Here is a 19,790-nt window from a genome sequence, read left to right as displayed (position 1 = left end):
TAACGCCTTGACCGCCTTTTCCCGGACGCCCGTTCTGTTCATCTTGCTGGCCATTGCAGCCGGCCTCGCCACCCCGGCGTGGGCGCAGTCCGCTGTGGCCGACGGCCAGAAACTCGCTTTCGACCGCGGCAAGGGCAATTGCCTGACCTGCCATGTCATCAGGGGTGGCGACCTGCCGGGAACGATCGGGCCGGAACTGAAGGACCTCAAGGCCAAGTACCCCGATCGCAACGAACTGACCGCGATCATCTTCGACGAGACCAAGCGCAATCCGCAGACCATGATGCCGCCGTTCGGCCGGAACCGGATTTTGACCGAACAGGAGATCAGCGCGATCGTTGATTTCCTGCAGACCCTGTGACTTCAGGCATGCCACGAGATTTGGTTGGGAGACCAGAGATGACCACACTCACCGGCCCAAGCGCGACGCGGCGCCTGATCCTTCAGGGCGCAGCCTCGGTCGCGTTGCTCGGCCTCGGCAATCTGCCGTTCGGCGCCGCGCCCGCGCGCGCCGCGGCCAACGACAAATATCCGGAAGAGGCGTTCAAGCAAAAGAGCGAGGCTGACGCCATCAAGGCGCTCTACGGCAAAACCGCCGAGCCGTCCGACAAGGTCAAGCTGGACGCCCCCGAGATCGCCGAGAACGGCGGTGTGGTGCCGATCTCGGTGACGACGACACTCGACAAGGTCACCTCGATTTCATTCTTCGTGGCCGAGAATCCCAGCGCGCTGGCCGCCAGCTACAGGATTCCCGAAGGCACGATCCCTGCTGTCGCCAACCGGCTGAAGATGGCCAAGACCACCAACGTGGTCGCGATCGTGGAGGCCGACGGCAAGCTCTACAGCGCGACCAAAGAGGTCAAGGTCACCGTCGGCGGCTGCGGCGGCTAAGCGAGGAAGATCGAGATGGCATCCAGCATTCGCGTCCGCGCCACCACCAACGGCGACATCACCGAGGTGCAGGCGCTGATCCAGCACCCGATGGATACCGGCTTCGTCAAGGACGCCAAGGGCGAGCTGATCCCGGCGCATTACATCCAGCAGCTGAAATTCGAATGTAACGGCAAGGACGTCTTCGTTGCCGATTGGGGCACCGCCGTCTCGAAGGACCCCTACGTCAAGTTCAGCTTCAAGGGAGCCAAGAAGGGCGACGATCTCAAGGTCTCCTGGACGGATAACAAGGGTGCGTCGGACACGACCACTGCGAAGATCTCGTGATGAAGGCCCGCACCTCCATCCTGCTTGGTTCGTTGAGCGCCGCGCTCGTCGCGTTGGCCCTCACCTCTCCACGCGTGGTGGCGGCCGACAAGGTCGATCCCATCGCCGATGCCAAGGCGTTCCAGAACTTCTTCTTCCAGAAATTCCCTGATGTGAAGCACGAGGATTTCGTCAACGGTCCTTATTCCATGAACGAGGACATGAAGCGGCAGTGGCAGGAGAAGGAGGAATTCCCGCCCTACGAGTTTGCGCTCGACGCCGGCAAGGAGATGTTCGCCACCCCGTTCAAGAACGGCAAGACCTATGCGGACTGCTTCCCGAACGGCGGCATCGGCATCCGCCAGAACTATCCTTATTTCGACGAGAAGGAAGGCAAGGTCGTCACGCTGGAGCTGGCGCTCAACCGCTGCCGCGAGGCCAATGGCGAGGCGCCCTATTCTTACGTCAAGGACGAGATGGCCTCGCTCACGGCGTACATGGCCTTCACCTCGCGCGGCAAGCCGATGGACATCAAGATCCCCGACGATCCTCGCGCGCTCGCGGCATTCGAGAACGGCAAGCGCTATTTCTACACCCGCCGCGGCCAATTGAATTTCTCCTGCGCGAGCTGCCATGTGCAGAGCCCGGGTGAGCGCATCCGCGCCGAGATCCTGGCGCCGGCGCTTGGCATTCTGAACGCGATGCCGATCTACCGCTCCGAATGGAGCGGCATGGGCACCACCAGCCGCCGCTTCGTCACCTGCAACAGCCAGACCCGCGCGGTTCCGCTGGAGCCGCAGGCGGATGAATATCGCGACGTCGAATATTTCCTGTCCTACGTCGCCAACGGCCTGCCGATATCGGGACCGGGAGCGCGGCCATGAAGCTGTCACTCCCTTTCGTCCGGCTGCTTGCCTTGCTGCTTACCCTCGGGCTCGCGCCGGCGGCGCGCGCGGCAGATGAGGCAGACTACAAGGCGGCCTTTGCCGCCGCCGAGGCCGCCTCCAAGGAGGCCGCCGGCATGCGCAACCAATGGACCGTGACCGTCTCGACGCTGGCCGCCGCAAAGAAGGCGGCCGATGGCGGCGATTTCGACCGCGCCGTGGCCGCAGCCAGGGAGGCCGAGGCGCTGGCGAAGGCGTCGATCTTCCAGGCGATTTCCGAAAAAGAAGCCTGGAAGGCGATGGAAATCCGTTAGACTGTTCGCTTGTGCAACAGCCTTGCGACCGTGAGAGGGCGCGGAGAATTTCTGGATGGCGATCCGCCGCCGCGATTTCCTGAAGAATGCAGGCCTTGCTGCCGCATCGCTGAGCCTGCCGCGGCTTGCGCTCGGTGCTGAGGCTGCGAGCATTTACGACCTCGAACGGTTCGGCAATGCGCGCATCCTTCACCTCACCGACACGCATGCGCAACTCAATCCAGTCTATTTTCGCGAGCCCAGCGTCAATATCGGGATCGGCGAGATGGCGGGACGGCCGCCGCATCTGGTCGGCCGCGCCTTTCTCGACCGTTTCGGCATCAGGCCCGACAGCGCGGATGCCTATGCCTTCAGCTGCTTCGAGTTCGAGAAGTCCGCAGGCCGCTTCGGCAAGCTCGGCGGCTTCGCCCATCTGAAGACGCTGATCGACCGCTTGCGTGGCGATGTCGGCGAAAAACGCTCCGTGCTCGTTGACGGCGGCGACCTCTGGCAAGGCTCGGGACTTGCCAACATCATGCAGGGCCGCGACATGGTCGAGGCCGCAAACCTGCTCGGTGTCGAGGCGATGACCGGGCATTGGGAATTCACCTATGGCGAGCAGGCGCTGCGCGACAATCTCGCGCGCTTCAGGGGCGAGTTTCTGGCGCAGAACGTTTTTCTCACCGAGGAAGCCGCATTCAATGATGCCCCGGCCTTCGACAAGGCGACGGGACGCGTGTTCAAGCCCTCCGTGATCAAGGAGCTCGGCGGCCATCGCGTCGCGATCGTCGGCCAAGCCTTCCCTTACGTGCCGATCGCGCATCCCAAACGGTTCACGCCGGACTGGTCCTTCGGCATCCGCGAGGAAGAGCTCCAGAAGCATGTCGACGGCCTGCGCGGCACCGACAAGGTCGATGCGGTCATCCTGCTGTCGCATAACGGCATGGACGTCGATCTCAAGCTCGCAAGCCGCGTCACCGGTATCGACGTCATCCTCGGCGGCCATACCCATGATGCGATCCCGCAGCCCATCGCCGTGAAGAATGCGAGCGGCACGACGCTCGTCACCAATGCCGGCTCCAACGGAAAATTTCTGGCCGTGCTCGATCTCGCGCTCGACAAGGGCAAGGTCGGCGACGTCAAATATCATCTGCTGCCGGTCTATTCCGAGCTGTTGAAACCCGATCCCGGGATGGCCGAACTGATCGGCCGGTTGCGGGCACCCTTCGTCACCGACTGGTTGGAGAAGATCGCGACGCCCGATCGCCTGCTGTATCGACGCGACAATTTCGCCGGCCCGGTCGACGAGCTGATCTGCAGCGCGCTGCGCACCGAGTTCGACGCCGAGATCGCGCTGTCGCCGGGCTTCCGCTGGGGCGTCACCGGACTGTCCGGCCAGGCACTGACGATGGAGGATTTGCTCGCGGAAACCGCGATCAGCTATCCCGAGACCTATGTGCAGGAGATGACCGGCGCGGAGATCAAGGACGTGCTGGAAGACGTCTGCGACAACCTCTTCAATACCGATCCCTATTACCAGCAGGGCGGCGACATGGTGCGCGCCGGTGGGCTCAGCTACACCTGCACGCCGACGGCGACGATCGGCAGCCGGATCTCGGAGCTGAAGCTCAATGGCGGCAAGGCGCTCAGTGCCAGCCACCGCTACAAGGTCGCGGGCTGGGCCTCGGTCAACGGCCAGCAAGGCGCGCCGGTGTGGGATGTGGTGGCAAAATATCTGCGCTCGGGCCGGATGTTTCAGGAGCGGCTCGGCTCCGGCGTCACGCTAAAGGGCGTCGAGGGTAATCCGGGCATCGCAGGACAGGGATGATGCGGTCGCAAACCCTATCCGCGATGCTGCTGGCGCTGTTCGCCTGGGCGGCGATGCCACCGGCTTTCGCGCAGCAGGTGCCGCTCCAGGACAAGCCGTTCGCCGAGCACAAGATCGTGCTGCAGCTCTCCGATGGCGATGCCAGGAGGCAAGCTCTGGTGCTCAGCGTCGCCAACAATTTGCTGAAGGCCTACGACCCCGACAAGGTCGCAATCGAGGTGGTGGCGTTCGGTCCCGGCATCGACCTCCTGTTCACCGGCAGCGAGCGCCGCAAGCAGGTCGAGAGCCTGATCGCGCAAGGCGTACGCTTCGACATCTGCCTCAACACTGTCGACACGATCGAGCGGGAGACCGGCAAGCGGCCGGAGTTCATCCCTGCCGCTACGCCGGTGCAGGTCGGGGTCTGGCAGATCCTGTTCCTCAGCGAGAACGGATACACGGTGGTGAGGCCCTGAGCCTTTTGTCGGGGCGCAGCGTCGCGGCATACTCGGTGTCATCGCCGGCGAAGGCGGGCGATCCAGTACTCCGAGACCGCGAGGGGTACGGGAGGGCGCGGCGTACTGGATTCCCCGCCTTCGCGGGGAATGACAGCGGTGGCTAGGTGACGCCCACCCCGCCCGTCACAGGAATAAAAATCTTCCAAATTTTCTTGCTTACACAGTGAATTGCTTCTCTTGTAAGCCCGAAATGTAGTAGAATCTCGGGGTAGTTCACGCCGGGTCTTGCCATGATCTTCCGCCAGCTCTTCGACAGTGTTTCGGGCACCTACAGCTATCTCCTGGCGAGCCGCGCCGGCGGCGAGGCGCTGATCCTCGATCCCGTGCTGGAGAAGGTCGACCGCTACTGCCAGCTCCTGCGCGAGCTCGATCTCAAGCTGGTCAAGGCCGTGGACACCCATCTGCACGCCGACCACGTCACCGGCCTCGGCGAGCTGCGCGACCGCACCCATTGCATGACCGTGATGGGCGACCAGACCAAGGCCGACGTGGTGGCGATGCGGGTTGCCGACGGCGACAAGGTGACGATCGAGGGCCTGTCGCTCGACGTGATGTACACGCCCGGCCACACCGACGACTCCTACTCCTACTTGATGGGCGACCGCGTCTTCACCGGCGACACGCTGCTGATCCGCGGCACCGGCCGCACCGATTTCCAGAACGGTTCGTCGCGCGCGCAGTACGATTCGATCTTCAACCGCCTGCTCAAGCTGCCCGACGAGACCATGGTGTTCCCGGCGCATGACTACAAGGGCGACACCGTCTCCACCATCGGCGAGGAGAAACGCTACAATCCGCGGCTCCAGGTGCGCTCGGTCGACGACTATATCGAGCTGATGGCCAATCTGAAGCTGCCCAATCCGAAGATGATGGACGTCGCGGTGCCCGCCAACATGCATGTCGGCCTGCACCAGGAGGAGCTGGAGAAAGAGGGCCGCGTGCTCCGCGCCGTCGAGGCGATCCGCAGCCTCGGCCGTCCCGATATCCTGCTGGTCGATTTGCGCGAGACCAATGAGCGGATGAAGCACGGCATGCTCGAAGGCGCGCTGCATACACCCTATCCGTCCGTTGAGGACAGCCTCAAGCCCGGCGGCATGCTGCGCGAGGTCGCGGCCGCCACCGGTCGCCGCGTCGTGTTCTTCTGCGCCTTCGGCGAACGCTCTGCGATGGCTGTCGCCGCCGCCAAGGAGGCCGGGCTCACCAACACCGCCCACATCGCCGGCGGCATCGATGCCTGGAAGAAGGCCGGCGGGCCGGTGGTGCACTGACCGCCTTGAGATAAGTCAGGAACTGCACATATCTTCCGGATAGGTTTGGGCGCAGCATCACTGTCCGGGACCAGCCATGGCCAAGATCGGCAAGCCGAGCGCGCCGCCCAAAATTGCGGACGACGCGCCAGCAAAAGACAAGGCGAAGAAGCCTCAGCCTCCGCGCGACACCGAAGACGATGATTACGAAGACGGCGACATCGCGACACCAAAGCGCGACCGCTACGGGCCGGACGACGAGCCGTTTTGAGGGGCTCGTCTCTTGCCACGCTCTCAACTGTCGTCCTGCCCCGCGCTACTGCCATGCGCCTGCGTTCATGGACAAATAACCGCTCTGCCCGATAGTTTGCGCGTCTCCAAAGGACGTGAAAAGGAACTGCAATGGTCGACGTTCTCGCCGCACCGCAGCAAGGCAAGGCGGACAGCGCGCTACGCACGCTGACGGGAATTTCGATCGCGCATTGGGTCAGCCATTTTCATCTGCTGGTCCTGCCGATGCTGTTTCCCTTCCTCAAAAATCAACTCGGCGTCGGCTACGTCGAGCTCGGCTTCGCGCTGACCGTGTCGGCCGTGGTGTCGGGGCTGACGCAGGCGCCGACCGGCTATCTCGTCGACCATTTTGGCGCGCGAAAGATTTTGCTGGGCGGCCTCACCCTCGGCGGCCTCGCGCTGATCCTGCTTGGCCTGCATCTCAGCTACACCTCGCTGATCGCCTGCGCCGTGCTGCTCGGGCTCGCCAACAGCGTCTACCATCCCGCCGATTACGCCATCCTCGCCGAGCACATGGACGAAGCGCGGATGGGCCGCGCCTTCTCGATCCATACCTTTGCCGGCTATTTCGGCGGCGCGGTGGCGCCGGCGATCGTCGCCGCGATGGTCATCGTGTCAGGCGGTGTCGGTGCGCTGATCGCATCGGGCGTGATCGGCGTGCTGGTCGCGGTGTTGCTGGTGACCATGAACATTCCCGATGCCGGCGCGCACAAGACCAAGCCAGGCACCGAGAACGCACCCAAACAGGCCGTGATCACGCCGGCGCTGATCACGCTGACGGCACTGTTCATGCTGCTCAGCCTGTCGGTCGCCGGCATCAACAATTTCGGCGTGGTGGCGCTGATGAGTGGCTATGGCGTCACCTATTCCGCGGCCAATGTCGCGCTCACCGCCTTCCTCGGTGCAAGCGCCGCCGGCGTGCTCGCGGGCGGCTTTCTTGCCGACCACACCGAGCGCCACGGCTATGTCGCCGCCGCCGGCTTCGCCGCGAACGCGGCGATCGTGCTGCTGATCGCGCTGGTCACGCTGCCGGGCTGGGCGCTGACCGCCACGATGGCGGCCGCGGGATTCCTCTCCGGCGTGATCGCGCCTTCGCGCGACATGCTGGTGCGCAATGCAGCACCTCCCGGCGCGGCGGGGCGCGCCTTCGGCATCGTCTCCACCGGCTTCAATCTCGGCGGCATCGTCAGCCCGCTGTTGTTCGGCTGGATTATGGACCAGAGCGCGCCGCATTGGGTGTTCGGCGCATCCGTGATCTTCATGGTCGCGACGGTGGTGCTGTCGCCGTTCACGGAGCGGAAGCGGCGGCCGCAAACCTAGTCGTGGTCCCGGCCTGAAGCGCAATTGGGCGCCAGGCCAGAACGACGATTGTAATTGGGTTTGGCGGAGCCCGTCCCTTACGTCGGCGACACCGCGCTCTTCAGCGGCGCTGCCTGCGGAGCAGCTCCACCGGTCAGCCTGGCCTTTTCCGTGTTGGGCCAGAGCAGGAGCAGCCCGAGCGCACCGGAGCCGACCATGATCGCGGCGTTGATGGTGAAGCCGGTCATGTAGCCGTCGAGCATGCTGCCGGCGCGCTGGATTACGCTGCCCATCACGAGCGGCGCGATGATGCCGGAAAGCGTATAGAGCGCACCGTAGATCGCGAGAACCGCGCCGCGCTGCGACGTCGGCGTGAACTCGCCGAGCATGGGCGGGCAGACGACGTAGATCGCGCCGCACAGGCCGGAGCCGACCACGAGCAGGGCGATCTGGAGGCCGGCACCTTGGACGTGCGGCATCATCGCGAGGATCAGGCCGCCGACGATCAGCGGCACAGAGCCGAGCACGCCGCGGGAGATCCGCGACGTGTAGCCGCGTGCCAGCATCACCTGCGAGATCCAGCCCGTGAGAATGACGATGGTCGCCCCGAACACCCAGGGCAGGATCGAGACGAAGCCCGCCTGAGACTGCGAGAAGCCGAGGCCCTTGACGATGAAGGGCGTGAACCAGGTGAGCCCGAGCGACAGCGCCCAATAGGCGCCGAAGGTCGCGGTCACACAGCCGATGAAAGTGCGCGATGTCAGAAGCTGGAGATAGGGTATTTTCGGTTCGATCACGGCCGATGCGTGGGTGTCCAGCGGGCCTTCCTTGCCGAGTGCGAGCCAGGCGGCGACCCAGATCAGGCCGACGATTCCGAGGGCACCGAACGCGTAGTGCCAGGAATGGTTGACGATGATCCAGTTCAGCGCCGGGACCGCCAGGATCACGCCGAAGGCCGAACCCTGCGACAGGATTGCGGTCGGCATCGTGCGCTTCTCGTCGGGGAACCACTTGTAGATCGCGTGCATCGCCACCGAGGCCGCCGGGCCTTCGCCGGCGCCGAGCACGATGCGGCAAATCAGGAGTGTGGTGAAAGAGACGGTGCCGACCATCGGAAACTGCGTCAGCGCCCAGATCACCGCGAGCGTCAACAGCACCCAGCGGGTCGGTACCTTGTTGACGATGAAGCCGACCACGATCGCCGAGATCGAGAACAGGAAGAAGAACGACGAGCCGAGCAGACCGAACTGCTCGGGCTCGAGCTTCAGCTCGGTCATGATCGGAACGCCCGCGAGACCGACGACGATCTTGTCGGCGAAGTTCACCAGCATGAAAAGAAACAGGAGAAATGTAACGGTCCAGGCGCCCTTTGGCGTTTGCTTTTGCGTTTCCTTCGACGTTTCCTTGGACATCCCCGTCATCTTGCCCGCCGCGGGCTGCGTTGCCTGAGCGCTCATCGTTCTCCCCGTCGTCCCTTTTTGGCACTTTTTTGATGTGGTCCTCTTAGGAGCTAACAACGGCTTCAATACCAACGCAACCCGGCATTTCCGCAGCAAGTGTGCTACGCAGCAATTCCGCTAATTCCGTCCGGCGCCATTCATCGTGCTGAGCATCCGAAACCTCTCCAAGACGTTCTCTTCGGCCGGTGAGCCGGTCCATGTCCTGCGCGGCGTCGATCTCGATCTCAAGGCCGGCGAACGCGTCGCACTGACCGGCGAGTCCGGCAGCGGCAAGAGCACACTGCTGCACCTGATCGCAGGGCTCGATGCCGCCGATGGCGGCACGATCCGACTGGAAGACACGGAGGTCACCAAATTGTCCGATGCGGGACGCGCGGGCCTGCGGCGCGACCGGATCGGCCTGGTGTTTCAACAATACAATCTGATCCCGAGTCTGTCGGTCGGGGATAATCTGGTGTTTCAGGCACGGATCGCCGGCCGGTACGACGAGGCTTGGTACAAGGAGCTGATCGAGCGTCTCGGGCTTGGCGGCCTGCTCAAGCGTTATCCAGAACAATTGTCGGGCGGACAGCAGCAACGGGTCGCGATTGGCCGGGCCCTAGCGACGAAGCCGTCGTTGCTGCTAGCGGACGAGCCGACCGGCAATCTCGACGAGGCCACCGCCGAGGACGTGCTGGCCTTGACGCGCGACCTCGTCACGCGCACCGGCTGCGGCTTTCTGATGGTGACGCACAGCCTGCATCTGGCCGCGACACTCGATCGCCACGTCAACCTGCATGCCGGGCGGATCGCATGAGGCGCGCGCTCTGGGTCCTCGCCGTGCTGCTCAGCCATTGGCGGCGCCACAAGATGCAGTTCGCGACGCTCCTGATCGGGCTGATCGCGGCGACCGCGCTGTGGAGCGGCGTGCAGGCGATCAACCAGCAGGCCCGCAACGCCTATGACCGCGCCGCGGCAACCTTCGGCGGCGCGCGCACGCCGATGCTGGTCGCGCCTGATGCCGCGACCTTTCCGCAGGAGCTGTTCGTCAAGCTGCGCCGCGCCGGCTGGCCGGTCTCGCCGATGCTGGAGGGACGGGTCCAGGTCAACGGGCGCTCGGTCCGGCTGCTCGGCATCGAGCCGGTGACGCTACCGGTCGATGTCGGCAACGCACCGCGCCTCGGCGCCGCCGATCTGAGCAGCTTCGTCGCGCCGCCGGGCCAGACGCTGGTGGCAAAGGAAACGTTGACCGACTTGCAGGAGCGGGAAGGCGCAGCGCCGCCGATCAGCAACGGCGCAATACTGCCGCCGCTGCGCGTGCTGCCGCAGCTCGTGCCCGACGTGCTCGTGGTCGATATCGGCGTTGCGCAGCGGCTGCTGAACAAGCCGGACCAGATCTCGCGGCTTCTGATCGGCAAGCCCAAGGGCAAGCCCGCGCCCTTAGCGAGCGTCGTCGGCGACCGCTTACAGCGGGTTGAGCCGGATGCGGAGACCGAGCTGGAGCGTCTCACCGACAGCTTTCACCTCAACCTCACCGCGTTCGGCCTGCTGTCGTTCTTCGTCGGTCTTTTCATCGTCAATTCAGCCGTCGGCCTCGCCTTCGAGCAGCGGCTGCCGATGCTGCGCACGCTGCGGGCCTGCGGTGCCTCGGCACGACTGGTCAACACCGTGCTGGTGGTCGAGCTCCTGGCGCTGTCGCTGGTCGCAGGCCTGATCGGGCTCGCGTGCGGCTATTTCATTGCGGCCGCGCTCTTGCCCGACGTCGCAGCATCCCTGCGAGGGCTCTACGGCGCGCAAATCCCGGGGCAGCTCAGCTTGCGTCCCGAATGGTGGCTCGCCGGGATCGGCATCAGCATTGTGGGCGCGCTTGTTGCCGCGACGACCAGCCTGATCAAGGCTGTCAGGATGCCGGTGCTGGCGACCGCGCAGCCGCGCGCCTGGCAACAGAGGCAGAGCCGTTGGCTGATCCTGCAGAGCGGGGCTGCCTGCGCCGTGTTCGCCGTCGCGCTGTTGCTGCTCCAGTACGGGCAATCGCTGATCGCGGGCTTTGGCGTGCTGGCAGCGCTGATGCTCGGCGCGGCGTTGATCTTGCCGGCCTTCCTCGACATCATCCTGCGGACCGGGCAGCGTTTGGCGCGGAGGCCGCTCGCGCTGTGGTTCTGGGCGGACAGTCGGCAGCAGCTCTCGGGTTTGTCGCTGGCGCTGATGGCGCTGCTGCTCGCGCTCGCCGTCAATGTCGGGGTGTCCACCATGGTGGAAACGTTCAGCCGCACCTTCATCGGCTGGCTCAACGGGCGGCTCGCAGCCGACGTCTACATCAGCGCCTCCGACAATGCGAAAGGCGTCGCGATCCGCAACTGGCTGAAGGAGCGCAGCGATGTCCAGGCGATCCTGTCGGGCGGACGTGCCGAGGCGCAGGTGCAGGGCCAGCCGGTGGAACTGCTCGGCCTGCCCGATCACGCGCTCTATCGCGAGCGCTGGCCGCTGCTCGAAGCCGCACCCGGTGCCTGGACACAACTCATACCCGGCAATGCCGCTTTCATCAGCGAGCAGCTGAGCCGCCGCCTCAACGTCCGCGTCGGCGACGTCGTTGACGTCCCGGCGCCGGGCGGGACCTGGGAGCTCGACATCGTCGGCATCTATGCCGACTACGGCAACCCCAAGGGACAGCTGGCGGTGAATGTCGCGGCGCTAATCCGGCATTTTCCGCAGACGCCGCAGACGCGCATCGGTCTCATCGTCGCGAAGGAGAATATCCCCAGCCTGATCACGGCGCTGCAGAAGCAATTTGCCCTCGACGACCGCAGCGTCGCCGACCAGGCGACGGTGAAGGCGGAATCGATCCGCATCTTCAACCGCACCTTTGCGGTGACTTCGGCGCTGAACGCGTTCACGCTCGGCGTCGCCGGGATCGCGCTTCTGACCAGCCTTCTCACGTTGGCGAACTCCCGCCTGCCGCAGCTCGCGCCGCTCTGGGCGATCGGCATCACGCGGCCGCGCCTTGCCGCGATCGAATTGACCAAGACGCTGTCGATCGCGCTGTTCACCTCGCTCCTGGCCGTGCCGCTCGGGCTGCTGGTGGCGTGGTGCCTGATCGCGATCGTGAACGTGAAGGCGTTCGGCTGGCGGCTGCCGTTCCACGTGTTTCCGCTGCAACTGGTCGAACTGGTCGCGATCGCGCTGTTCGCCTCGTTGCTTGCCGCGCTGCCGCCGATGATCCGACTGGCCCGGATGCAGCCGGCGGGCCTCGTCAAGGTGTTTGCCAATGAGCGCTGACAGGATCTCCCGGCGCACCTTCGCGGGCGGGATCGCCGCGCTCGCGGCTGTCAGCCGCGCGGGCGCGCAAGGTTATGCCGGGCTCGGCGAAACGGCCGACGGCTTTGCGAAGGTCACACCGGGGAAGACGTTCGCCTTTCCCGGCGATCACGGGCCGCATCCGGAGTTTCGCATCGAGTGGTGGTATCTCACGGCGAATCTCGTCGATGGCAGCGGCGCGGCTTGCGGCCTGCAATGGACGCTGTTCCGGCAGGCGACGCAGCCGGGGCCGCAGGGCGAGGGCTGGGCCAATCAACAGGTGTGGATGGCGCATGCCGCGGTAACGCGCGCCGACACCCACCGCTTCAACGAGCTGTTTTCCCGCGGTGGTGTGGGACAGGCCGGCGTCACGGCGAAACCGTTCTCGGCCTGGATCGACGATTGGGAGATGAACGGATCCGAGCGCACCGAAGATCGCGCTTTAGCGCCGCTGACGCTGAAGGCCTCGGGCGCCGACTTCAGTTACGTGCTGACGCTCGAGGCCGATCGTCCGGTGGTGTTGCAGGGCGCCGGCGGCTACAGCCGTAAATCGGAGCGCGGTCAGGCCTCCTATTATTACAGCCAGCCGTTCTATCGCGCCCGCGGCACGCTCACCATCGACGACAGGCCCGTCGATGTTTCCGGCCAGGCCTGGATGGACCGCGAATGGAGCAGCCAGCCGCTCGACGCCGACCAGACCGGCTGGGACTGGCTGTCGCTGCACCTGTCATCCGGTGACAAGCTGATGCTGTACCGGCTTCGGCAGAAGGACGGCAAAGATTATCCGTTCGGCAACTGGATCAGCGCGACGGGCGAGACGCAGATGATCGCGGGCGACGACATCCAGATGATGCCGAAAGCGACGGCTGAGGTCGCGGGACACAAGCTCCCGGTGGAATGGCAGATCGCGATCCCCTCGCGGTCGTTCTCGATCCAGTGCAAGCCGCTCAATCCACAGGCGTGGATGGGGACCGGTTTTTCCTATTGGGAAGGGCCGATCAGCTTTGCCGGTACGCATGACGGCGTTGGCTATCTCGAGCTGACCGGGTATTGAACCGGGACCTCTTCGAAGGGACTAGCGATGCATCACCTCACCGCCCTCGTCACGCTGCTGGCGATCCTGTTCTACTTCTTCACCTCCATCAACGTGTCGCGCTCGCGCACCAAAACCGGCGTCAAGGTGCCGGCAATGTCGGGCCATCCGGATTTCGAGCGCGCGTTCCGGATCCAGATGAACACGCTGGAATGGATGCCGATCTTCCTGCCGTCGCTCTGGCTTTTCGCGATTTACATCAGCGATTCTGGCGCAGCGGCGATCGGCGCGGTCTGGATCGTCGGCCGCATCGTTTACTTCATCGGCTATTCGAAGGCCGCCGCAAAACGCGGCCCGGGATTTTTTATTCAGGGTATCGCGGCCATTGCGCTGTGGGCGGGGGCGCTGGGAGCGGCGGTGCTGCGGCTGGTGTGAGGCAGCCGACATACGGCCACTTGCCCCGCCGTCGTCCTGGCGGAGGCCTGGACCCATAACCACAGGACACGGTTATGGGCACGATGGCGGCGACAGCTTGTTTCAACAAGCGGCTGTCGGGGTAATGGGTCCTGGCTTTCGCCAGGACGACATAGAGATCCTCACTTCGTCAGCGGGCAGCCGCTCTCCTTGGCAGTGAAGAACGCCTTCTCGCCGGGAACGACCGCGAGCTGCTTGTAATAGTCCCAGGGCTTCTTCGATTCCGCGGGCTTCTTGACCTCGAACAGATACATGTCGTGGACCATGCGGCCGTTCTCGAGCACCTTGCCGCCTTGCGCGAAGTCGTCGTCGACCGGCAGCTCCTTCAGCTTCTTGGCGACCGCATCCGGATCCTTGGACCCGGCGGCCTTGACCGCCTTGAGATAGCTCAGCGTCGCCGAATAGGTGCCGGCCTGGATCATGTTCGGCATCCGGCCGGTGCGCTTGAGAAAGCGTTCGCCGAGATGGCGCGTGCGGTCGTTGATATCCCAGTAATAGCCCTCGGTCAGCACCAGGCCTTGCGCGGCCTGCAAGCCGAGGCCGTTCACTTCGGCGAGCGTCATCAAGAGGCCCGCGAGCTTCTGGCCACCGGAGACGATGCCGAACTCGGACGCCTGCTTGATCGAATTGGTGGTGTCGAGGCCGGCATTGGCAAGGCCGACGATCTTCGCCTTCGAGCTCTGCGCCTGGAGCAGGAAGGAGGAGAAGTCCGAGGAGTTGAGCGGCACGCGCACCGAACCGAGCACCTTGCCGCCATTGGCGGTGACGATCTCGCTGGTGTCCTTCTCCAGCGCGTAGCCGAAGGCGTAGTCCGCGGTGAGGAAGAACCAGCTGTCGCCGCCGGCCTTGGTCAGCGAGCCGCCGGTGCCGACACCGAGCGCGCGGGTGTCATAAGCCCAGTGGAAGCCATAGGGCTGGCAGGCATCGCCGGTGAGGCGCGAGGTCGCAGCGCCGACGACGATGTCGATCTTCTTCTTTTCCTTGGAAAGCTCGTGGATCGCGAGCGCGACCGATGAGGTCGTCAGCTCCGTGATCATGTCGACGTTCTCGACATCGTACCAGCGGCGCGCGATCGAGGTCGCGAGATCCGGCTTGTTCTGGTGGTCGGCGGTGACGAGCTCCACCTTCTGGCCCAGCACCTCGCCGCCGAAATCCTCGATCGCCATCCGGGCGGCCTCGACCGACCATTTGCCGCCGTAATCGGCGTAGACGCCGGACTGGTCGTTGAGGATGCCGATCTTGACGCCTTGCGCAGAGGCCGGCGCGGCCAGCAGCAAAGCCGAAAATGCGTCAGCGGCCAAAAGTGCTGATTTCATCTGTTAGCTCCCAGCAGTTTTCTGTTTTGAAATCGCGCGGATACTAGTGAAGAACCCCGGCGGTGCCCATCCATTGCATGTTGGTCGTTAGTATGAAGGGCGTGCCAAGCAAACGGCGTCGTCCCGGCCTAGTGCGCAATTGCGCACGGGGGCCGGGACCCATACCGCGGAATCCCTCGGTTGCGGTCGGTAGGAGTACCGAACGACGAATCTTCACTAAACCACGTTCGAGGGTTATGGGTCCCCGGCCTTCGCCGGGACGACAGCGTGAATATTGAAGGGTCGGTGGCGCGCCATTTGGTACTTATCAGCCCACCGCCTTCGGCTTCCCCTCGTTCTTCCCCTCGGCCAGGTTCCGCACCACCACATAGAAGATCGGCGTGAACAGAAGCCCAAACAGGGTGACACCGATCATGCCGAAGAACACGGCGACGCCGACGGCTTGCCGCATCTCCGAGCCCGAGCCGGACGAGATCACCAGCGGCAAGACGCCGAGGATGAAGGCGAAGGACGTCATCAGGATCGGCCGCAGGCGTAGGCGGCAGGCGTCGATCACGGCCTCCAGCCGCGGCTTGCCTTCTTTCTCGATGTCGCGCGCGAACTCGACGATCAGGATCGCGTTCTTTGCCGCCAGCCCCACCAGCACGACGAAACCGATCTGGGTGAGGATGTTGACGTCCTGCCCCATGATGCGCACGCCGATGGTGGCCGCCAACAGGCACATCGGCACGATCAGGATCACCGCGAACGGCAGGGTCCAGCTGCCGTATTGCGCGGCGAGCACCAGATAGACGAACAGCACGCAGATCGGGAATACGTAGAGACCCGCATTGCCGCCCGTGATCTGCTGGTAGGACAGATCGGTCCACTCGAAGCTGAAGCCGCTCGGGAGTGTGTCGTCGGCGAGCTTCTTGATCGCGTTGAGCGCGGTGGTCGAGCTGGTGCCCGGCGCCGGCTCGCCCTGCAGCTCGGAGGCCGCGTAAAGATTGTAGCGCGCGACGCGGTCAGGGCCGGAAACGTCCTTGAACTCGACCACGCTGCCGAGCATCACCATGTCGCCGGAGGCGTTGCGCGTGCGCAACCGCGAGAGATCGCTCGGCTCTTTCCGGAACGGGAAGTCGGCCTGCGCGGTGACGTGGTAGGTGCGGCCGAACAGGTTGAAGTCGTTGACATAGGTCGATCCGAAATAGGTCTGGATCGTGTCGTTGATGCCGGCGATGGGAACGCCGAGCTTCTGCGCCTTGGTGCGGTCGATGTCGACGAAGAGCTGCGGCGTATTGGCCGAGAACGGCGAGAACACGGAGGGAGCGAGCAGCGAGGGCGATTTGCGCGCCGCGGCGACAAGCTCGTCAGTAGCCGCGGCGAGCATCTCCGGCCCACGGCCCTGGCGGTCCTGGATGCGGATGGTGAAGCCGCCACCGGTGCCGATGCCGGGCACGGCCGGCGGCGGAATCACGATGATGAAGGCACCCTGAATCGCGGCCAGGCGTTTGCGCAGCTCGACCGTGATGGCGTTCGCAGACAATCCTTTCTTGATCCGCGCCTCGGGCTCGTCGAACACTGGGAAGAGCGCCGCCGCGTTGCCGGCCTGCGTCCGCGTCGCGCCGGAGAAGCCGGCGAAAGCGGCCACGCGGATGATACCCGGCGTATCCAGCGCGATCCGCTCGATCTCGCGCACGACCTCGGTGGTGCGCGCCAGCGAAGCGGCGCCCGGCAATTGCACGGAGATGATGACGTAGCCGCGGTCCTGCGCCGGAATAAAGCCTTGCGACGTGGTGGCGATCAGCCAGCCGGCGCTGCCGATCAGCACGACGTAGATCAGGATCATCACCGCCGAATGCCGGATCACGAAATTGGCGAGGCCGGCGTAGCCATGCGCGAGACGGTCGAACACGCGGTTAAACACGCCAGTGAAAGCGTTCCAGCCGCGTGCAACAAGATTCCAGCGCGCGGGCGGCCGTTTCTCCTCGTGGGGGACGAGGAGAAGCGAGGCCAGCGCCGGCGATAGCGTCAACGAGCAGAAGCAGGAGATTGCGGTCGCGACCGCAATGGTGACGGCGAATTGCTGGAAGAACTGACCCGAAATTCCGCCCAGAAATGCGGTCGGGACGAACACCGCGCACAGCACCAGCGCGATCGACACCAATGCGCCGCCGACCTCCTCCATGGTCTTCAGCGCGGCATCGCGCCGGCTCATGCCATGCTCGAGATGCCGCTCGACATTCTCGACCACCACGATGGCGTCGTCGACCACGATACCGACGGCGAGAACGAGCCCGAACAGCGTGAGATTGTTGATCGAGAAGCCGAGCGCCGCCATCACCGCGAAGGTGCCGACCAGCGAAACCGGAATCGCGATGATCGGAATGATCGCGGGACGCCATCCCTGCAGGAACACCAGCACGACGACGACCACGAGCAACATGGCCTCGTAGATGGTCTTGATCAGCTCGTGGACGGACTGCGCGATGAACTCGGTCGGGTTGTAGCCGATATTGAAGTCGAGGCCTTTCGGAAAGGTCTCCTTCAGCTTCGTCATGGTGTCCGAAATGTTCTTCGCGGTCGCGAGCGCGTTCGATCCCGGCCGCTGCGTCACCAGCATGGCGACCGCCGATTTGCGCAGCAGGAAGCTGTTGGTGGAGTAGGCGAGAGCACCAAGCTCGATACGGGCGACGTCGCGCAGGCGCACCGTGCGGCCGTCGGAGCCGGCCTTGATCAGGATGTCCTCGAACTGCTTCTGGTCTTTCAATCGCCCGGTGAAGGTGAGGTTCGGCTGGAAGGCGCGGTCGGCGATCGGCGGTTCGGCGATCTGGCCGCCCGCGATCTGCACGTTCTGCGCGCGGATCGCGGCGAGCACCTCGGTTGCGGTCAGGCCGAGATTGGCGATTCGGTCAGGATCGAGCCATAGCCGCATCGAATAATCGCGCGCGCCGAAGATCTGGATGTCGCCGACGCCGTCGATCCGCAGCAGCTGATCGCGGACCTGGAGCAGCGCATAGTTGGAGATGTAGAGCTGGTCGAACGTGTCGTCGGGCGACAGCATGAACACGACCATCAGGATGTCGGGCGAGTTCTTGCGCGTGGTGACGCCGTTGCGCTGAACCTCTTCAGGCAAACGCGGCTGCGCGATCGCGACGCGGTTCTGCACCAGCACCTGGGCTTTGTCGAGATCGGTGCCGAGCTTGAAGGTGACGGTGATGGTGAGCTGGCCGTTCGAGGTCGCCTGGCTGTAGAGATACAGCATGTCCTCGACGCCGTTGATCTCCTGCTCGATGGGTGCGGCAACCGTGTCGGACACGGTCTGCGCGGAGGCGCCGGGATATTGCGTGGTGACGACGACGGTCGGCGGCACCACTTGCGGATATTCGGAGACCGGCAGCGTGGTATAGGCCAGCGCGCCGACGATCAGCAGCACGATCGACAGCACCATCGCCAGGATGGGCTGGTTGATGGAGAGACGGCCAAGATTCATGATTTGCCACCGGCGGGCGCTGGTGCCGTCTGCGGTGCGACCTTGGCACCGACGCGGGCGCGCTGGATGCCGTTGACGATGACGCGGTCGTCCGCCTTCAATCCCTCGCGGATCACGCGCAGGCCCTCGTCGAGCGGTCCGAGCGTCACGGGACGCGCCTCGACGGTGTCGTCCGGCTTGACCACGAACACGATCTTGCGCGACTGGTCGGTTGCGACCGCGACGTCGGGGATCAGCAGCGCTTCATAGGGCGCGCTGCCGATCAGTCTGATACGCCCGAACTGACCGGGCAGGATCGAAAGATCGGTGTTCTTGACCACGGCGCGGCTGCGCAGCGTGCCGGTGGAGACATCGAGGCGGTTGTCGAGGAAATTGATGCTGCCTTCACGGGATGGTTTCGTCTCGCCGGCGAGCGTCACCTGCACCGGGTTCGCCGTATCGCGCGAACTCGGGCGGCGGCCTTCGAACCACAGCTTGCTGTATTTGATGAAGGTCGCCTCATCCATGTCGAAATAGATATAGATCGGGTCGAGCGTCACGATCGAGGTGAGCAGCGTCGACGTTCCGGTATCGCTGCCCTGCACGAGATTGCCAGGGCTGACAAGGTGGCGGCTGACGCGGCCGGTCAGCGGCGCCGTCACATGCGTGAATTCGATATTGAGCTTGGCGACTTTGAGCGCACCCTCGGCCTGTGTTTCGGCAGCGTGCGCGGCCTGCAAGGCCTGACGGCGCTGATCGACCACCTGCTCGGAGACGGCGCTGGTCTGCACCAGGCTCAAACCGCGATCGAGCTCCCGCTTTGCAAGCTCCACCTTGGCACGCGCATCGGAAAGCTGCCCCTCCGCCTGCGTGGCCACCGCCTCGAACGGACGTGGGTCGATGACATAGAGCAGATCGCCCTGACGCACGATGGCGCCATCCTGGAATTCGACAGAGTTGACGAACCCGCCGACGCGCGGGCGGACCTGCACCTCCTCCATCGCCTCGAAGCGGCCGGTGAACTCGTCCCAATCGGTGACGATGCGCTTGACCGGCTGGGCGACGGTTACCGGCGCCGGCGGGGGAGCGCTCGCTTGCGAGGCCGGCTGGCCGCAACCGGTGAGCACGAACGCCGCGGCGAGAAGGCCGACGATGGCGTAAGGCCGAGGCGAAACGAAATCGTGCGTTTTGACAAATTGCTCGCTTCCGTCCGGTCCAGTCATCCCAGGTCCTCGCATCAAAGCCGC

The 19,790-nt window shown here is 64.6% G+C and carries 18 protein-coding genes; 14 read left to right on the top strand and 4 right to left on the bottom strand.

Annotation, left to right across the window (positions count from 1 at the left end; all coding sequences use genetic code 11):
* Positions 1–7: 7 nt before the first annotated feature.
* The 10 genes from soxX (at position 8) to AC0L3B_RS34185 (ending at position 7,557) form a co-directional block, all read left to right on the top strand.
* The gene (gene soxX, locus AC0L3B_RS34230) at positions 8–361 is read left to right on the top strand and encodes a sulfur oxidation c-type cytochrome SoxX (protein ID WP_018455988.1); all 354 of its coding nucleotides are present in this window, start codon (positions 8–10) and stop codon (positions 359–361) included.
* A gap of 38 nt (positions 362–399) precedes the next feature.
* The gene (soxY, locus tag AC0L3B_RS34225; protein WP_018455987.1) at positions 400–891 is read left to right on the top strand and encodes a thiosulfate oxidation carrier protein SoxY; all 492 of its coding nucleotides are present in this window, start codon (positions 400–402) and stop codon (positions 889–891) included.
* Positions 892–906: 15 nt separating this feature from the next.
* The gene (soxZ, locus tag AC0L3B_RS34220) at positions 907–1,218 is read left to right on the top strand and encodes a thiosulfate oxidation carrier complex protein SoxZ (RefSeq protein WP_018455986.1); all 312 of its coding nucleotides are present in this window, start codon (positions 907–909) and stop codon (positions 1,216–1,218) included.
* Positions 1,218–2,081, top strand: a complete 864-nt coding sequence (gene soxA, locus AC0L3B_RS34215; RefSeq protein WP_085385505.1) for a sulfur oxidation c-type cytochrome SoxA — start codon at positions 1,218–1,220, stop codon at positions 2,079–2,081. The genes soxZ and soxA overlap by 1 nt, the downstream gene beginning before the upstream one ends.
* Positions 2,078–2,395, top strand: coding sequence for a hypothetical protein (locus AC0L3B_RS34210; RefSeq protein WP_018455984.1), 318 nt, complete (start codon positions 2,078–2,080; stop codon positions 2,393–2,395). Before soxA ends, AC0L3B_RS34210 begins: the two co-directional genes overlap by 4 nt.
* A 55-nt stretch (positions 2,396–2,450) precedes the next feature.
* Positions 2,451–4,202, top strand: coding sequence for a thiosulfohydrolase SoxB (soxB, locus tag AC0L3B_RS34205; protein ID WP_018455983.1), 1,752 nt, complete (start codon positions 2,451–2,453; stop codon positions 4,200–4,202).
* Positions 4,199–4,657, top strand: a complete 459-nt coding sequence (locus AC0L3B_RS34200) for a DsrE family protein (RefSeq protein WP_473381890.1) — start codon at positions 4,199–4,201, stop codon at positions 4,655–4,657. The genes soxB and AC0L3B_RS34200 overlap by 4 nt, the downstream gene beginning before the upstream one ends.
* Positions 4,658–4,929: 272 nt before the next feature.
* Complete coding sequence (locus AC0L3B_RS34195) at positions 4,930–5,967, top strand: MBL fold metallo-hydrolase (protein WP_018455981.1); 1,038 nt, start codon at positions 4,930–4,932, stop codon at positions 5,965–5,967.
* A 76-nt stretch (positions 5,968–6,043) separates the two neighbouring features.
* Positions 6,044–6,217, top strand: a complete 174-nt coding sequence (locus tag AC0L3B_RS34190; protein WP_018455980.1) for a hypothetical protein — start codon at positions 6,044–6,046, stop codon at positions 6,215–6,217.
* Between the two features lie 131 nt (positions 6,218–6,348).
* Positions 6,349–7,557: an MFS transporter gene (locus AC0L3B_RS34185; protein WP_473381885.1), complete on the top strand. Its 1,209-nt coding sequence runs from the start codon at positions 6,349–6,351 to the stop codon at positions 7,555–7,557.
* Between the two features lie 77 nt (positions 7,558–7,634).
* Here AC0L3B_RS34185 and AC0L3B_RS34180 read toward each other — a convergent pair whose 3' ends face one another.
* A complete protein-coding gene (locus AC0L3B_RS34180) occupies positions 7,635–8,993 on the bottom strand; it encodes an MFS transporter (protein ID WP_085349635.1) in 1,359 nt (452 codons plus the stop codon).
* Positions 8,994–9,138: 145 nt separating this feature from the next.
* Between AC0L3B_RS34180 and AC0L3B_RS34175 the strand changes: the two genes are divergently transcribed.
* From AC0L3B_RS34175 to AC0L3B_RS34160, 4 genes are read left to right on the top strand one after another with little or no spacing between them, the layout of a single operon-like run.
* Positions 9,139–9,792 carry an ABC transporter ATP-binding protein gene (locus tag AC0L3B_RS34175; protein WP_473381881.1) on the top strand — a complete coding sequence of 218 codons (654 nt, stop codon included), beginning with the start codon at positions 9,139–9,141 and terminating at the stop codon, positions 9,790–9,792.
* Positions 9,789–12,251, top strand: a complete 2,463-nt coding sequence (locus AC0L3B_RS34170; RefSeq protein WP_473381877.1) for an ABC transporter permease — start codon at positions 9,789–9,791, stop codon at positions 12,249–12,251. Before AC0L3B_RS34175 ends, AC0L3B_RS34170 begins: the two co-directional genes overlap by 4 nt.
* Entirely contained in the window at positions 12,241–13,323 is a 1,083-nt protein-coding gene (locus AC0L3B_RS34165) for a lipocalin-like domain-containing protein (RefSeq protein ID WP_085349633.1), read from the top strand. The genes AC0L3B_RS34170 and AC0L3B_RS34165 overlap by 11 nt, the downstream gene beginning before the upstream one ends.
* A gap of 27 nt (positions 13,324–13,350) precedes the next feature.
* Positions 13,351–13,737, top strand: a complete 387-nt coding sequence (locus AC0L3B_RS34160; RefSeq protein ID WP_018455974.1) for an MAPEG family protein — start codon at positions 13,351–13,353, stop codon at positions 13,735–13,737.
* Positions 13,738–13,898: 161 nt separating this feature from the next.
* Here the strand turns inward: AC0L3B_RS34160 and AC0L3B_RS34155 are convergent, their stop codons facing one another.
* The 3 genes from AC0L3B_RS34155 to AC0L3B_RS34145 all read right to left on the bottom strand — a co-directional run bounded on the left by AC0L3B_RS34155 (position 13,899) and on the right by AC0L3B_RS34145 (position 19,766).
* Positions 13,899–15,092: an ABC transporter substrate-binding protein gene (locus AC0L3B_RS34155; RefSeq protein WP_473381872.1), complete on the bottom strand. Its 1,194-nt coding sequence runs from the start codon at positions 15,090–15,092 to the stop codon at positions 13,899–13,901.
* A gap of 307 nt (positions 15,093–15,399) precedes the next feature.
* Positions 15,400–18,564, bottom strand: coding sequence for an efflux RND transporter permease subunit (locus AC0L3B_RS34150; RefSeq protein ID WP_018455972.1), 3,165 nt, complete (start codon positions 18,562–18,564; stop codon positions 15,400–15,402).
* Positions 18,561–19,766: an efflux RND transporter periplasmic adaptor subunit gene (locus AC0L3B_RS34145; protein ID WP_473381865.1), complete on the bottom strand. Its 1,206-nt coding sequence runs from the start codon at positions 19,764–19,766 to the stop codon at positions 18,561–18,563. The genes AC0L3B_RS34150 and AC0L3B_RS34145 overlap by 4 nt, the downstream gene beginning before the upstream one ends.
* Positions 19,767–19,790: the final 24 nt, after the last annotated feature.

This window comes from Bradyrhizobium sp. Kon56 (assembly GCF_055807635.1).
Note: the sequence above shows the minus strand (reverse complement) of the source record. Positions and strands in the feature narration are given on the sequence as shown.

Excerpts from the sequence above, each read along its gene's own strand:
- soxY (WP_018455987.1), top strand. The coding sequence starts at position 400 with ATGACCACACTCACCGGCCCAAGCGCGACGCGGCGCCTGATCCTTCAG.
- soxZ (WP_018455986.1), top strand. The coding sequence starts at position 907 with ATGGCATCCAGCATTCGCGTCCGCGCCACCACCAACGGCGACATCACC.
- soxA (WP_085385505.1), top strand. The coding sequence starts at position 1,218 with ATGAAGGCCCGCACCTCCATCCTGCTTGGTTCGTTGAGCGCCGCGCTC.
- AC0L3B_RS34210 (WP_018455984.1), top strand. The coding sequence starts at position 2,078 with ATGAAGCTGTCACTCCCTTTCGTCCGGCTGCTTGCCTTGCTGCTTACC.
- soxB (WP_018455983.1), top strand. The coding sequence starts at position 2,451 with ATGGCGATCCGCCGCCGCGATTTCCTGAAGAATGCAGGCCTTGCTGCC.
- AC0L3B_RS34200 (WP_473381890.1), top strand. The coding sequence starts at position 4,199 with ATGATGCGGTCGCAAACCCTATCCGCGATGCTGCTGGCGCTGTTCGCC.
- AC0L3B_RS34195 (WP_018455981.1), top strand. The coding sequence starts at position 4,930 with ATGATCTTCCGCCAGCTCTTCGACAGTGTTTCGGGCACCTACAGCTAT.
- AC0L3B_RS34190 (WP_018455980.1), top strand. The coding sequence starts at position 6,044 with ATGGCCAAGATCGGCAAGCCGAGCGCGCCGCCCAAAATTGCGGACGAC.
- AC0L3B_RS34185 (WP_473381885.1), top strand. The coding sequence starts at position 6,349 with ATGGTCGACGTTCTCGCCGCACCGCAGCAAGGCAAGGCGGACAGCGCG.
- AC0L3B_RS34180 (WP_085349635.1), bottom strand. The coding sequence starts at position 8,993 with ATGAGCGCTCAGGCAACGCAGCCCGCGGCGGGCAAGATGACGGGGATG.
- AC0L3B_RS34170 (WP_473381877.1), top strand. The coding sequence starts at position 9,789 with ATGAGGCGCGCGCTCTGGGTCCTCGCCGTGCTGCTCAGCCATTGGCGG.
- AC0L3B_RS34165 (WP_085349633.1), top strand. The coding sequence starts at position 12,241 with ATGAGCGCTGACAGGATCTCCCGGCGCACCTTCGCGGGCGGGATCGCC.
- AC0L3B_RS34160 (WP_018455974.1), top strand. The coding sequence starts at position 13,351 with ATGCATCACCTCACCGCCCTCGTCACGCTGCTGGCGATCCTGTTCTAC.
- AC0L3B_RS34155 (WP_473381872.1), bottom strand. The coding sequence starts at position 15,092 with ATGAAATCAGCACTTTTGGCCGCTGACGCATTTTCGGCTTTGCTGCTG.
- AC0L3B_RS34150 (WP_018455972.1), bottom strand. The coding sequence starts at position 18,564 with ATGAATCTTGGCCGTCTCTCCATCAACCAGCCCATCCTGGCGATGGTG.
- AC0L3B_RS34145 (WP_473381865.1), bottom strand. The coding sequence starts at position 19,766 with ATGACTGGACCGGACGGAAGCGAGCAATTTGTCAAAACGCACGATTTC.